The organism is Paenarthrobacter sp. CCNWLY172, assembly GCF_037402035.1.
Classification (GTDB): Bacteria; Actinomycetota; Actinomycetes; order Actinomycetales; family Micrococcaceae; genus Arthrobacter.
The window spans coordinates 16277-29416 of record NZ_JBBEGB010000003.1; the positions used below are offsets into that span (position 1 = coordinate 16277).

The 13140-nt window shown below is 62.9% G+C and carries 12 protein-coding genes; 4 read left to right on the forward strand and 8 right to left on the reverse strand.

All coding sequences use genetic code 11. The features are described 5' to 3' along the window. Both WBN73_RS04945 and WBN73_RS04950 read right to left on the reverse strand, forming a co-directional pair. Complete coding sequence (locus WBN73_RS04945; protein ID WP_207594100.1) at nt 1-732, reverse strand: DUF1003 domain-containing protein; 732 nt, start codon at nt 730-732, stop codon at nt 1-3. Continuing rightward, complete coding sequence (locus WBN73_RS04950; RefSeq protein ID WP_011775428.1) at nt 713-1996, reverse strand: magnesium transporter MgtE N-terminal domain-containing protein; 1284 nt, start codon at nt 1994-1996, stop codon at nt 713-715. Before WBN73_RS04950 ends, WBN73_RS04945 begins: the two co-directional genes overlap by 20 nt. A gap of 76 nt (nt 1997-2072) precedes the next feature. Here WBN73_RS04950 and WBN73_RS04955 point away from each other — a divergent pair, with 76 nt between their 5' ends. Continuing rightward, the gene (locus WBN73_RS04955) at nt 2073-2897 is read left to right on the forward strand and encodes a general stress protein (RefSeq protein WP_207594099.1); all 825 of its coding nucleotides are present in this window, start codon (nt 2073-2075) and stop codon (nt 2895-2897) included. A gap of 101 nt (nt 2898-2998) precedes the next feature. Here WBN73_RS04955 and WBN73_RS04960 read toward each other — a convergent pair whose 3' ends face one another. Continuing rightward, nucleotides 2999-4573, reverse strand: coding sequence for an aminopeptidase P family protein (locus WBN73_RS04960; protein ID WP_337339794.1), 1575 nt, complete (start codon nt 4571-4573; stop codon nt 2999-3001). Between the two features lie 80 nt (nt 4574-4653). Between WBN73_RS04960 and WBN73_RS04965 the strand changes: the two genes are divergently transcribed. Continuing rightward, nucleotides 4654-5499 (forward strand): PHP domain-containing protein, encoded by an 846-nt coding sequence (locus WBN73_RS04965; RefSeq protein WP_089595677.1) that lies wholly within the window; start codon nt 4654-4656, stop codon nt 5497-5499. Between the two features lie 13 nt (nt 5500-5512). After that, a complete protein-coding gene (locus tag WBN73_RS04970) occupies nt 5513-6121 on the forward strand; it encodes a MarC family protein (protein ID WP_207594096.1) in 609 nt (202 codons plus the stop codon). Nucleotides 6122-6141: 20 nt separating this feature from the next. Here WBN73_RS04970 and WBN73_RS04975 read toward each other — a convergent pair whose 3' ends face one another. The 4 genes from WBN73_RS04975 to WBN73_RS04990 form a co-directional block, all read right to left on the reverse strand. Beyond that, nucleotides 6142-7020: a DNA-methyltransferase gene (locus tag WBN73_RS04975; protein WP_337339793.1), complete on the reverse strand. Its 879-nt coding sequence runs from the start codon at nt 7018-7020 to the stop codon at nt 6142-6144. Nucleotides 7021-7028: 8 nt separating this feature from the next. Then, nucleotides 7029-8744, reverse strand: a complete 1716-nt coding sequence (locus WBN73_RS04980) for a DEAD/DEAH box helicase (RefSeq protein WP_207594094.1) — start codon at nt 8742-8744, stop codon at nt 7029-7031. A gap of 277 nt (nt 8745-9021) precedes the next feature. Further along, nucleotides 9022-10518: an RNB domain-containing ribonuclease gene (locus WBN73_RS04985; protein WP_337339792.1), complete on the reverse strand. Its 1497-nt coding sequence runs from the start codon at nt 10516-10518 to the stop codon at nt 9022-9024. Nucleotides 10519-10630: 112 nt separating this feature from the next. Beyond that, on the reverse strand, nt 10631-11572 hold the full coding sequence (locus WBN73_RS04990; RefSeq protein WP_337339791.1) for a TM2 domain-containing protein: 942 nt from the start codon (nt 11570-11572) through the stop codon (nt 10631-10633). Between the two features lie 155 nt (nt 11573-11727). Between WBN73_RS04990 and WBN73_RS04995 the strand changes: the two genes are divergently transcribed. Beyond that, nucleotides 11728-12396 (forward strand): ferritin-like fold-containing protein, encoded by a 669-nt coding sequence (locus tag WBN73_RS04995; RefSeq protein ID WP_337339790.1) that lies wholly within the window; start codon nt 11728-11730, stop codon nt 12394-12396. A 43-nt stretch (nt 12397-12439) separates the two neighbouring features. On the opposite strand, the gene thiE is transcribed toward WBN73_RS04995, so the two are convergent. Next, complete coding sequence (gene thiE / locus WBN73_RS05000) at nt 12440-13132, reverse strand: thiamine phosphate synthase (RefSeq protein WP_337339789.1); 693 nt, start codon at nt 13130-13132, stop codon at nt 12440-12442. Nucleotides 13133-13140 lie beyond the last annotated feature (8 nt).

Genomic DNA, 13140 nt, shown 5'->3' on the forward strand with positions numbered 1-13140 from the left:
TCAGGCTCGGCTTTCAGGGGTTTCAGGCGACGGTTTTGCAGTGGAGTGCTGCGGTCCTGTGGCCCGCGGCTGGCGGACCTTGGGTATCTGCTGTGTGCGGGGGCTACGGGACTTGTCGCGTTTCTCCTTCAGCTTCTCCTTGACCTTCTCGCCAGGAGACTCAGTGCCGTCCGCGGCGGATTCGCTTTCGCGGAGCTCTTCCTGGGCATCGATGATGTCCTCCAGGAGGCTCCGGAGTTCAGTCCGGACATAATCACGGGTGGCTACCTCACGCAGGGCGATGCGGAGAGACGCCAGCTCCCGTGTCAGGTACTCGGTGTCGGAGAGATTGCGTTCGGCACGCTGGCGGTCCTGCTGGAGTGAGACACGGTCCCGGTCATCCTGCCGGTTCTGGGCCAGCAGCAGGAGTGGTGCCGCATACGAGGCTTGGAGAGACAACATCAGCGTCAGCAGGGTGAAGCCCAGCTCCATGCGGTCGAATTGCCAGTCCGTGGGGGCGAAAGAGTTCCACGCAAGCCAGAACACACAGAACACCGTCATGTAGACGAGGAACGTCGGCGTGCCCATAAACCGCGCGAAGCCTTCGGTTGCGTTGCCGAAAGCATCCGGGTTGGGAGAGAACTTTGGCAGGATCCGTTGCCGGCCACTCAGTGGGGTGTCGAGGCTGCTGGTTGCGCGTCCTGCCGACTTGGGGGATCGTGCGGCGTTGTTATCAGCCAATGCGGCCTCCAAGTTTCCTTATAGGGGCGTCGTCCTCGTGGGCGCGCCAGTCATCCGGCAACAGGTGATCCAGCACGTCATCAACAGTCACCGCCCCCACAAGGCGGCCGTCGTCGTCTACGACTGGAAGGGAATTAAGGTTGTACGTGGCAAGAGTCCGGGCGACTTCGCTGATGTGGGCTTGGTCCGAAAGGGGTTCAAGATTCTTGTCAACGAGGTTGCCCAGCGGTTCGGGCGGCGGGAAACGCAGGAGCTGCTGGATGTGCACGACCCCCAGGAAACGCCCCGTGGGTGTCTCCAAGGGAGGCCGCGCGATGAAGATTGATGATGCCAGGGCGGGGGAGAGCTCCTCGCGGCGGACGTGGGCCAACGCTTCGGCCACGGTTGCTTCCGGGGGCAGGATGACCGGGACTGGAGTCATGAGGCCGCCGGCGGTGTCTTCGTCGTACTCCAGGAGGCGTCGGACGTCTTCGGCTTCTTGGGGTTCCATGAGTTGCAGCAACTCTTCCGCCTGGGCCGAGGGAAGCTCGGCGAGGAGGTCGGCGGCGTCATCAGGGTCCATCTCTTCGAGGACGTCTGCGGCCCTCTCCACGTCGAGGGCGGAGAGAATCTCCACCTGGTCATCCTCCGGCAGTTCCTGGAGGACGTCTGCCAAACGCTCATCCTGGAGCTCGCTGGCCACTTCAAAACGCCGCTTATCGCTCATCTCCTGAAGGGCTTCGGCAAAGTCGGCGGGTTTAAGGTCTTCGTGCGTGGCAACGAACTGGGTGGCAGCCTGGGGCTCGTTGTGGGCGCCGGTTTGGGCGTCGGCCCAATCGATGATCAACGTCTCGTTGCGGCGGAGCCTGCCAAACGGTGAGAGTGAGTGTCCACGGCGGACGAACAGCTTGCTGACAAACCAGTCCTTGGACCGGTGCTGGTCCATGGCGATGTCCTCGATGGTGGCATCGCCGCTGCCGTCGGCAAGGGTCACACGGCGGTCGAACATCTCGGCAACCACCAGCGTTTCGGCGCCCCGCTGCTCGAAGCGGCGCAAATTAACCAGGCCGGTGCAAATGATCTGCGTCTGGTCAATGGACGTAATCCGGGTCATGGGGACAAAGACACGCTTTTTCCCCGGCACCTCCACCACGATGCCCACCACGTGCGGCGCCCCGCGGGTCCCGCGGGAGAGCACCACGACGTCGCGCAACCGGCCCAGACGATCGCCCAAGGGGTCGAAGACGTCCAAACCGAGCAGGCGCGCGACAAAGACGCGTGAAGGATGTGTGCTCATGTTTACAGGCTACCGAGTCTGCTCTCTTTTAGCTGAATTCCAGCCTGTTCACATGTCCATGAGACACAATGGGGCTATGTCTAACATTTTTGGTGCCCCCAAAGCCGTTGAGGAAGCCCGCAGCGTCCCGCAAGGTGACACGGTGGGCTCATACACCTCGTATTTGGATGCCCAAAAGGCGGTGGATTACCTCGCGGACCAGCAGTTCCCTGTACAGCTTGTGTCGATCGTGGGCAACGACCTCAAGATGGTAGAGCGGGTGACTGGCCGGCTGAGTTATCCGAGGGTGGCATTGTCCGGTGCTTTGAGCGGCATGTGGTTTGGCCTCTTTGTCGGCGTGATGCTCTCCTTCTTCACACCGGCAGGTGGGCCGTTCTCCATCATCACTTCAGTGCTGATGGGTGCTGCGTTTTTCATGCTGTTCGGGATCGTCACGTACGCCACCCAACGCGGAAAGCGTGACTTCACCTCCACCAGCCAGGTGGTGGCCACCAACTATGACGTCATTGTTGCCGTTGAAGCAGCCCACGAAGCCCGCCGACTGCTCCAGCAGCTGCCCATGAACCCGTCGCAGGCAGCCACGGCGCAGCCCGCCAACTACAACCCGCAGAACGCCCCGCTTCACCAGCCCGGCCAGGCGCCTGAGCGGCCTTCCACCTGGAACGACCCCTATGGCCAGCGCGGACCCGAATCCACCGCGGGCGTTCCGGAGGGCCAGAACGCGCCCGCCGGAAACCCGGCGCCTGCTCCCCAGCCGGCACCGGCGGCCGTTCGCTACCCGGACCTCCCTGACGGCCGTCCGCAGTACGGCGTTCGCGTCACCGATGGCCAGAACGCACCGCAGAACGCGCCGCAGGAGGACGGACAACAGCCCGGCTCCGAGGGTTCGTCCAAGCAGTAGGCTCCCTGCGACTGATTTCAGCTGACCAGCAAAAAGGGAAGGCCACCGGATCCCCGGTGGCCTTCCCTTTTTGCTGTGGTCGTGGTTGACAGCGGAGCCGCTTAGCCCTGCGCGTCCTGGTAGATGCCGGCCATCCATGACTCGACGTCCTCTGCCTTGCGCGGCAAAGCGGCGCTGAGGTTCACGGGGCCGTCTGCGGTCATGAGGATGTCGTCTTCGATCCGGACGCCGATCCCGCGGTACTCCTCCGGAATGGCAAGGTCCTCGTTCTTGAAGTAGAGGCCCGGTTCGATGGTGAACACCATGCCCTCGGTGAGGACCCCATCGAGGTAGAGCTCGCGCTTGGCCTGGGCGCAGTCGTGGACGTCAAGGCCAAGGTGGTGGCTGGTACCGTGCGGCATCCAACGGCGGTGCTGCTGGCCTTCGGGGCTGATGGCCTCTTCCACGGAAACGGGCAACAGGCCCCACTCAGCGAGGCGCTCGGCCAGGACCGTGGTGGCGGCCGTATGGATGTCGCGGAACTTCACGCCCGGCTGGGCTGCTGCGAATCCGGCGTCGGCGGCGTCCAGCACGGCTTCGTAGATCTTGCGCTGGACATCGGTGAACGTTCCGGTGGCAGGCAGGGTGCGGGTGACATCTGCGGTGTACAGGGAATCGGCTTCCACCCCGGCATCCAGGAGCAGGAGTTCGCCGGCGTTGACGGTGCCGGAGTTGCGGTTCCAGTGGAGGACCGTGGCGTTGTTGCCGGACGCTGCAATGGTGTCATAGCCGAGCTCGTTGCCTTCCTCACGGGCGCGGGCAAAGAAAGCACCTTCCACAACACGCTCACCGCGGTTGTGTGTCAGGGCGCGGGGGAGGGCACGGACGACGTCGGCGAACCCCTCCACGGTTGCAGCGACGGCGATCTTCATCTGCTCAATTTCCCACTCGTCCTTGATCAGGCGCAGTTCGGAGAGTGCTTCGCTGAGCTTTTCATCCAAGGCATCCAGTTCACCGAGGTCAAGCGTTTCGGGATCTTTGGCAGTGTTGTACCGGGCGGTATCCACCAGGGCGTCGATGTTCTCGTCCACCTTGCGGACCAAACGAATGGAAATGCCGCCGATTTCGGGTGCACCCACGTTCTTGGTGATGGCCATTTCCAGTTCGGAAATGTGCGCGGTGGGCAGGCCAAGCCGGGCTTCGAACTCGGCCAGGGTGGGGCGGGCGCCGATCCAGAACTCGCCCGCGCGGGAGTCCGCATAGAACTGTTCGGTATCGCGGCCGGCCAGCGGGCGGAAGTACAGCGTGGCGGTATGGTGACCGCCGTCGTCGCCCTTTCCTTCAGCCACCGGCTCCAGGATGAGGACGGCGTCAGGCTCGTGGTCCAAACCCAAACCGGTGAGGTGGGCGAATCCCGAGTGCGGGCGGAAACGGTAGTCGCAGTCGTTGGACCGGACCTTCAAAGGACCTGCCGGGATGACCAGACGTTCGCCTTTGAACTGTTCTGAAATAGTACGACGGCGGCGGGCGGCGTGGTCTGCGACGGCGTCACGCGCAGGGGTCACCTGCGGGGCGGGCGCCCAGTTGCTGGCCATGAATGCCTTGAAGGCATCGGATGTGGGCCGTTGCGAGCGGTTGTTGACACGCTCCTGCAGCGGCTGGGAGGACGAGTTTTGGGTGTTTTCGGCATCGTTCACCGTTACATCGTCCCACCAGTTCGTTGAGGAGGCCAACGGCGCAACCCGCCAAGCCCGCCCGCATCCCCTAGGCTGGGAAAGTGAGGATAGACCTGCATGCGCACTCCAATGTTTCCGACGGAACCGAGACACCCGCCGGGGTGATCATTTCCGCTGTGGCGGCAGGCTTGGATGCGGTGGCGCTGACCGACCATGACTCCACGGATGGCTGGGATCCGGCCGCAGCAGCCGCCCGCGACCATGGCATCGCCTTTGTTCCGGGAATGGAGATCTCCTGCCGGACGGAACAGGGCATCAGTGTCCACTTGCTGAGCTACCTGCATGACCCCGCCCATGCGGGTCTGCTGGAGGAAATCACCAAGTCAAAGGATGCCCGCCTTACCCGTGCGGAGCATATGGTCACCTTGTTGTCCGAGGACTACCCCTTGACCTGGGACGACGTTATCCATCACGTAGCTCCGGGCGCCACCGTGGGGCGTCCCCACATTGCGGATGCCTTGGTCGCTGCCGGCGTAGTGGCCGACCGTTCGGAGGCCTTCACTTCCATCCTCACCTCACACTCGCGATACTTCGTTCAGCACTACGCACCCAACCCGGCGGTCGCCGTCGAGCTTGTCCGTGCCGCAGGCGGCGTTCCCGTATTCGCCCATCCCGTGGCGTCGTCGAGAGGACGCATCGTGGGGGAGCGGACCTACCGGGAGATGATTGATGCCGGCCTGATGGGCCTTGAGGTTGAACATCGTGACAACCCCGAGGAGGGGCGCGACTTCCTGCGCATGTTGGCTGCAGAGCATGGCCTGCTCATCACTGGATCTTCCGATTATCACGGAGCGGGGAAACCGAATCTGTTGGGTGAGAACACCACCTCGCCCGCGGTGTTGGCCCGGATTGAGGAGATGGCAACAGGCAGCACGGTGGTTCGTTGAGAGGGGTCCTTTAGTGGATTTGCAGCTGCTCGCCTCGGTGATCGTCACCTTGTTCGTGATTATGGACCCACCGGGTACCGTCCCGATCTTTATGTCCTTGACGGCCCAGATGACGGCGAGGGACCGGAACCGCTCCGCTTTCCAAGCACTGCTGGTGGCCACCGGCGTCATTGTGGTGTTCGCCATCTTCGGCCAGTCAATCCTCAATTACATGCATATCTCGCTGGCGGCCTTGCAGGGCGCGGGTGGCCTGCTGCTGGTGCTCATTGCCCTGCAGCTGCTGACCGGTTCCACCAGCGGCGAGGAAAATGCGGCCAAGTACAAAAATGTGGCGTTTGTTCCTTTGGGGACGCCACTCATGGCTGGACCTGGTGCGATCGTTGCCGTGATGGTCTTCGTTCAGCAGTCCAGCCAACTGTCAGAGTATTTGGCTGTGGGGCTGGGCATTGCCGTGGTACTGGGCTCGTTGTACCTGGCGATGCGCTTCGCGGGCGTCGTGCAGCGCGTGCTGGGTGAAAACGGCGTCGAGCTTGTCACCCGGATTGCCGGCCTGCTTCTGTCGGCCATTGCCGTGCAGATGATCGCGGACTCCGTGACGGCCTTCGTGAAGGGCGTCGCCTGAGCACGCTTTGGTATTGCGGGCTAAAGGCCGGATGGCTGGATCTGGTGGAACACAGCCTTGCTGCCCAGCCGTTTCCGCATGACCTCGATGGCCTGTTCGTTCTGGTCGACACACACAAAGTTGCGGCCGAGCTTCGCTGCAACGGCTCCGAGGGTCCCTGATCCGGCAAAGAAATCGAGGCACCAGTCACCTTCGCGGCTGGATGCGGAAACGATCCTCCGGACCAGGCCTTCGGGTTTCTGGGTAGGGTAGCCGGTCTTCTCACGGCCGGTGGGGGAAACGATGGTGTGCCACCAAACATCAGTGGGCAGCTTGCCGAGCTCGCGCTTGGCAGGAGTCACCAGGCCGGGGGCCATGTACGGTTCCCGGTCCACCTCTGCGTTGTCGAAGTGGTACTTGGTGGGGTTCTTTACATACACCAGAATGTTGTCGTGCTTGGTGGGCCAGCGGTTCTTGGCGCGCGCGCCGTAGTCGTAGGCCCAGATGATCTCGTTGAGGAAACACTCCCTGCCGAAGATGGCGTCCAGCATCACTTTGGCGTAGTGCACCTCCCGGTAATCGAGGTGCAGGTACAGGGTGCCGTCGTCTGACAAGAGCCGCCACGCCTCGACGAGTTTGGGCTCCAGGAAGGACCAGTAATCGCTGAAGGCGTCGTCGTAGCTGTGAAGGGCACCCTTGATGGTGTCGTAGGAACGCCCCTTGAAACCGACGCGATCGCCGTCGCCGTCCGCGTTCCGGACCATGCGGGTTTCCTGGCGGCGCTGTACCCGGCCTGTGTTGAAGGGCGGGTCGACGTAAATGAGTGTGAAGGCGCCGTCCGGCAGCGTAGGGAGGAATTCCGCGTTGTCCGCGTGCACCACCACATTGCCGCCGTCCGGCGCCCAAACAGTTTCAGTCATTGAGGGTTTTAGCCCTCGGTGCTGCCGGACTGGGCAGCTGCGGTCTCACCGGAAACCACTTCGCCGTTGCGGCGGCGCGTGCGGGTACGACGCGTCCGGGCAGGCTTGTCTGCGTTGTCGGCAGTGGCAGTGCGGGTTTCCGACGCACCGGCAGCCGGGGCTGCTTCGGTGTCGGAGGTACGACGGCGGCGGGTACGGTTGCGGCCGCCGTCGCCCTTGGATTCGCTGGAGTCCGAGTCGTTGGATTTGGCTTGCCGTCCGCGGCCGCTGTCTCGTCCGCCGTCGCGACCCCGTCCGCTGTCTCGACCGCCATCGCGGCCTGAACCGGAACGCGCGTTCTTCTTGCCGGTCTCGCCGAGATCCTCAAGAACCTCCGCGTCGACGCCGGCGAGGACCCGCTTGTTGCGGGGCAACCTGCCCTTGGTGCCCTCGGGGATGTCGAGATCCGCGTACAAGTGCGGCGAGGACGAGTACGTCTCCACCGGTTCCGGAACGCTCAGTCCGAGTGCCTTGTTGATCAGGCCCCAGCGCGGCATATCGTCCCAGTCGACGAACGTGACAGCGGTGCCCTTGTTACCCGCGCGGCCGGTACGCCCAACGCGGTGCAGGTAGATCTTTTCGTCTTCAACACACTGGTAGTTGATCACGTGCGTGACGTCATCAACGTCGATGCCGCGGGCGGCAACGTCAGTGGCCACCAGGACATCGACCTTGTTGTTGCGGAAAGCACGGAGAGCCTGCTCGCGGGCACCCTGGCCGAGGTCTCCGTGGATGGCGGCAGCGGCAAAACCGCGGTCGACGAGTTCCTCGGCAACCTTGGCAGCAGTGCGCTTGGTCTTGGTGAAGATAATGGTCCGTCCGCGGCCGCGAGCCTGGAGGATGCGGGCCACCACTTCAGACTTGTCCATGCTGTGCGCACGGTAGATCAGCTGACGGATGTCGCGCTTGGTCAGGCCTTCGTCGTCCGGATCCGCAGCACGGATGTGGGTGGGCTGCGTCATGTAACGGCGTGCCATCGCGATCACCGGGCCGGGCATCGTCGCGGAGAAGAGCAGCGTCTGCCGAACGGCGGGGGTGCCGGCGATCAGGGTCTCAACGTCCGGAAGGAAGCCGAGGTCCAGCATTTCGTCAGCCTCATCAAGGATCACCATCTTGACGTTCTTCAAGCTCAGGTGCTTCTGCTTGTAAAGGTCGATCAGACGCCCGGGGGTACCGACCACGATCTCGACGCCCTTCTGCAGGGCATCGACCTGGGGCTCGTAAGCGCGGCCACCATAAATGGTGGCGATGCGGGCGTTGCGCTTGCGTGACGCGGTCTGGAGGTCGTTGGCAACCTGCACCGCGAGTTCACGCGTGGGAACGATCACCAAGGCCTGGGGTGCACCCGGGACGGCAAGCTTCTCATAGCCGGCGTCGTCGCGGCCGGCTACACGCTGGAGCGCAGGAATGCCGAAGCCCAACGTCTTACCGGTACCCGTCTTGGCCTGGCCGATGATGTCGTGGCCGCTCAGGGCCACTGGCAGGGTCATCGCCTGGATGGGGAAGGGGTGCGTGATCCCGGCATCGGCCAAGGACTCAACAATGTCAGCGCGGACGTTGTAGTCGGCGAAGGACTTTTCTTCGATCTCGTGGGGCTTTTCATCCGAGACGATCGTTTCCTCGGGTTCAAGAATTTCGGTTCCGGTGGGGTCGGTCAGGACTTCATGGGTGTGCAATTCACTCACAGGGAGTTTCCTTATTCATTTAGGCATTGGCGCTGCGTGCTCAACGGGGGCGGCGAAGCCGTACCGGAGCACGAACTGGCGCGCAAGCATATCCAGTGGAAGCCGATCGCGGGCTATCTAAGTACTGGCACTGGTGACCAGTTGGTACATCTCAAGATCGCGTAGGGGCGGGCTTGTTGACTTCAAAAATTAACTGAATCAACGACCGGGCATCCATTACTACAGGCCCAGTCTATCCTCTGGGAGCCATAAAGCCCGGATCATGGGTTCACCGGGGTCAGTGCTGCCGCTCGAACCTGATTTCCCGGCTGGCAATATCCGCCGTGACAAGGCGTACCCGCACTTTGGTTCCGGACTCCAATTCGCCGTCGCAGCGTGCGGTGACGGCCGGTTCCGCGATCTGGACGACCCCATACGGACCGCTCCCGTTTCCGTTGGCTTTATTGCCATTGCCTCGGTTGCCGTTGCTGTTTCCATTGGCAGGCTTGGACCCTGAAATCACCACGGCATCGAACTCCTGGCCCACGTGGTTGGCTACCAGTGCTGCTTCCACCGTGTCCAGAGCCGCACGCTCAAGCCGACCGGCCACTTGGTCCGAGGCTGCCATGATCTCCGGCAACGAGGGCAGTGCGTCACGGGCCCACCGCGGAATGTCCTTGTGGTTACTGAGGGCCTCGCAGATGACCAGGACGAATCTGTCAATCAGGCGTCGCAGCGGTGCTGTGGTGTGGGCATAGGGAGCCCCGATGGCCGCTTGGATCACTGTGTCAGGCACCTCGCCGTCGAAGGGCGTGTAACCGGCGCCCCTGAACAGTGTCCCGGCCGAGTGCAGGATGGCCAGCTGTTGGGGGTCGGACGCATCCAAGGTGCGCAAGTACTCGCCGTAGCTGACCTGGCCATCCCACGGTTTGCCCAGCGCAGTGGTTTGCCGTTTGAAATGCTGCAGTGAGCGTTCGTCCGGGGCGGGCATCGTGCGGAGGATGCCAACTTTGCCTTCCAGCATCAGTTGTGCGGCCGCCATTCCGGTCATCAGAGAGATCTGTGCGTTCCAGTCTTCCACCGGCAAAGACGGGGCTGCAACGATCCTGTACCCGCCGCCGTCGGTCGCCTGGACGATTTCCTGTTCCGGCATGTTGAGGCTTGCGCCGCCGCGCAACCGTTCCAGCTCGACGCGCTTCAGTCCCACTTCCTTGAGGAGCTGAAGAACAGGCGGGGCGGTGCCGTCGTCGATCTGCTGTTGGGCGCCTTTGTAGCTCAGCTTGGCCCGGCTGCGGACAGCAGCCCGGGCAACGGTCACGGACATGACCTCTGCATCGGCGCCGAGTTCGAAGTTCCACACAAAGGCACTGCAGTCCTGTTCGGCCAGCAGGCTTCCGGCGTTTTCACTGATGACCTCGGGGTGCAGTGGGATCCGGCCGTCAGGTGCATAGAACGTTTGTCCGCGTAGCCGGGTCTCGGCATCCAAGGCTCCTCCGGGAGCCACAAAGGACGGCACGTCGGCGATGGCGTAGAGGACCTTGTAGCCGTCTCCGGAACGTTCAATGAACAGGGCCTGGTCCAAGTCAGTCGAGGTAGCGGGATCAATGGTGACGAAGGGGATCTCCCGCAGGTCCTGATCCGGCAGCCTGAGGTTTTCCACGGCCCGCTCTGCCTCTTGTACTGCCTCGGCAGGGTACGCGGTGGGGAGTTCCAGTTCCGTCCTCAAGGCCGCAAGTGCTTCAGCGAGCTGGTCCGACGAATCGTCGACGTTGGGTGCTATCCGATGATGTGACACGAAAATCAGGGTAGCCCGAAACCGGCGGATAGTCTTGGCAGCCGCACGCAAAAGCCCGCTGCCCCAAGGGGCAACGGGCTTTCGGTAAAGCTGGTTCTGACCAAACAGGCGGTTAGCTTGCCGGTGTCAAAGTGAAGGTGGCTGCCTTGTCGCCGAAGTCATTGTTGATCACCACTGTGGTGGGACCATTCTTGATGTCGAAGGCGATGACGCCCTGCTGTACGTCTCCGGCTGCGACATCGCCGGAGACGAGACCGCCCAGACCGTTGTCAAGGAAGATCCGGTCGCCCTCGTTGCCGTCAGCATCGAAGGCATCGAAGTTGCTGGGCGCGGCGAAGCTGGATCCGGCGGTGGTCTCCCAGGAAACCTCCAGCAGGAGGAACCCGCCGTTGAGCGGCTTCATGTAAGCCATCTCCGGGATTTCGGTAGCGTATCCGGAGTTAAGGACGGTGACCTTAACGGTGTTGCCCTCGGACACCGTGACCTCGAAAGCGTTGCCATCGGTGGCAGTGCCTTGGGAAGGGGCAGTGGCCTCCTGTGAAGCTGACGGTGCGGCAGGGACAGGCGTGGCCTGTCCCTGGACCGCGGCAGCCACCAGCGTCAAAGACAACACCGTGGACACGATCCCAACAACCAGGCCGGCGAACCAGACAACGAGCGTGATGATCCAGGCCTTCTTCTTGTTTTCCGGATAACCCTGCAGCGGGCGGCCTTCCTTATCCCGTGCGTTGCCGGTCAGCGTGATGATGAGGTCCACGATGGACCAGATGCCGAGTCCGCCCGCAGTGAGCAGTTTGGCAATGCCGGTCCCGATCTTTCCCAAGTAAAAGCGGTCAACACCGAGGCCACCAAGGAGCAAGGAGAGGATCCACGTGACCATGAAGGACTTGGCCGGAGTACCCGTGCCGGGAACACCATAAGGGCTGGAATCCGGGCCGGACTGGTACGTCTGGGGTCCGCCTTGGTACTGGGCGTCGAAAGCACCGGGTGCAGGGGGAACTGGTGGGGCACCGTTCCCGTTGTGGGGCGCGGGCGGGTAGCTCGGATTAGTCATTGATCATCCTTCGGGGGAGTGGGTGCGAGGAGGAGGACACGCGGCCTGCGGGCAGGCCAGACAGTCAACTCACTTCCAGTCAGCCTAGTGGGACCAACGCTGCTGAAGGCAATCTCCGCGGGCGGGGTGTGGAGAGCCGGGGATAGTCTTGGATTATGGGCACTTCGACGGACGTCGCACCTTCTGCCGGACAACTCGCCGCGGGACTCCTGGGCGCCATGGCCTACGGCGAGTTGTCGGCTTTCGGCCGGCTTTCGTTCGATTCCCGATACGCCCCCACACTCCATGACCGTTCAGTGCTGGCAAAAATTGCCGTCGGTGCGTACGGAAACTTCGCGCTGCTGAGCGATCGGCTCGCTGTAATGGGCCTCGATCCGGAGGAAGCCATGCTGCCGTTCCAGCGTTCCTTTGACCACTTCCATGAACGCACCAAGCCCGGGGACTGGTTCGAATCTGTGATGAAGGCATACGTCATCGACACCGTTTCCTCGGACTTCTACCGGGCTGTCGCCACTTTCCTCGATGGAACAACGCAGCAGTTCGTGGACCGGGTTGCCTCCCCCGACCAGGCAACCGAGGTACTTCGTGTCCTGCTGCGGCGGGCCTTGGCCGATGACCCACGACTGGCCTCACGGCTGGCGTTGTGGGGCCGCCGGCTGGTGGGGGAAGCGCTGACACAGGCGCAGAGGGTAGGGACTGAGCACCCACAGTTGGGGCCGGCACTAAAAAGTGGTGGCGATGCCCGCGCCGCAATTAAAAGACTGACAGGCGAGCTCGCCGGGCGTCATGCCCGCCGGATGACGGCGCTGGGCCTCACTGCCTAGCGGTATGACCGGGCTTATGCCTGAAAGGCTCCAACGGCCAGGCTCAAGCTGCGTCCAGCGCCTCCAGCGCCTCCAGCAGCGACTTGGCTGCCGTCGTCGGATCCGAAGCCTCGGTGATGGCGCGGACCACGACGATCCGGGTGGCTCCTGCGGCCCGCACCTGCTCTACGTTGCTGAGATCGATCCCTCCGATGGCGAACCATGGCAGGTTCACGGCGCCGTCGGTGGTCTCGACTGCACGCTTGCTCGCTTCTGCGGCATATGTGACCAAGTCCAGTCCCACGGCTTCGCGGCCGGGTTTGGTGGGTGTCGCCCAGACGGGTCCTACACAGAAATAGTCCAGGCCCCCCTGTCCCGGTGATGCCGCGATGGCGGCATTCACCTGCTCGGGGGAGTGGGTGGAAAGACCGATCGTGACGGACTCCGGAAGCAATGTCCGGGCCACCTTCAACGGGAGGTCCTTTTGCCCGATGTGGAACACCGGAGCCCCGGAAACACTGGCAACGTCGGCTCGATCGTTGACAGCCCACAGCCGTCCATGACGTTGCGCAACTCCCTGCAGGACCGCCAGCAACTCCAATTCCTCGGCAGCTTCGAGGGTCTTGTCGCGCAGCTGGATGATGTCCACACCGCCCTCGAACGCGGCGTCCACAAAGTCTTCAAAATCGCCTTGCCGTTTCCGTGCATCGGTGCACAGATACAAGCGGGCGGTGGCGAGGGCATCAGTCTGGGTCATGGAACCCA

Coding starts and splice junctions, on each gene's coding strand:
- WBN73_RS04955 (WP_207594099.1), top strand. CDS start 2,073: ATGTCTAACATTTTTGGTGCCCCCAAAGCCGTTGAGGAAGCCCGCAGC.
- WBN73_RS04995 (WP_337339790.1), top strand. CDS start 11,728: ATGGGCACTTCGACGGACGTCGCACCTTCTGCCGGACAACTCGCCGCG.
- WBN73_RS04950 (WP_011775428.1), bottom strand. CDS start 1,996: ATGAGCACACATCCTTCACGCGTCTTTGTCGCGCGCCTGCTCGGTTTG.
- WBN73_RS04990 (WP_337339791.1), bottom strand. CDS start 11,572: ATGACTAATCCGAGCTACCCGCCCGCGCCCCACAACGGGAACGGTGCC.
- WBN73_RS04975 (WP_337339793.1), bottom strand. CDS start 7,020: ATGACTGAAACTGTTTGGGCGCCGGACGGCGGCAATGTGGTGGTGCAC.
- thiE (WP_337339789.1), bottom strand. CDS start 13,132: ATGACCCAGACTGATGCCCTCGCCACCGCCCGCTTGTATCTGTGCACC.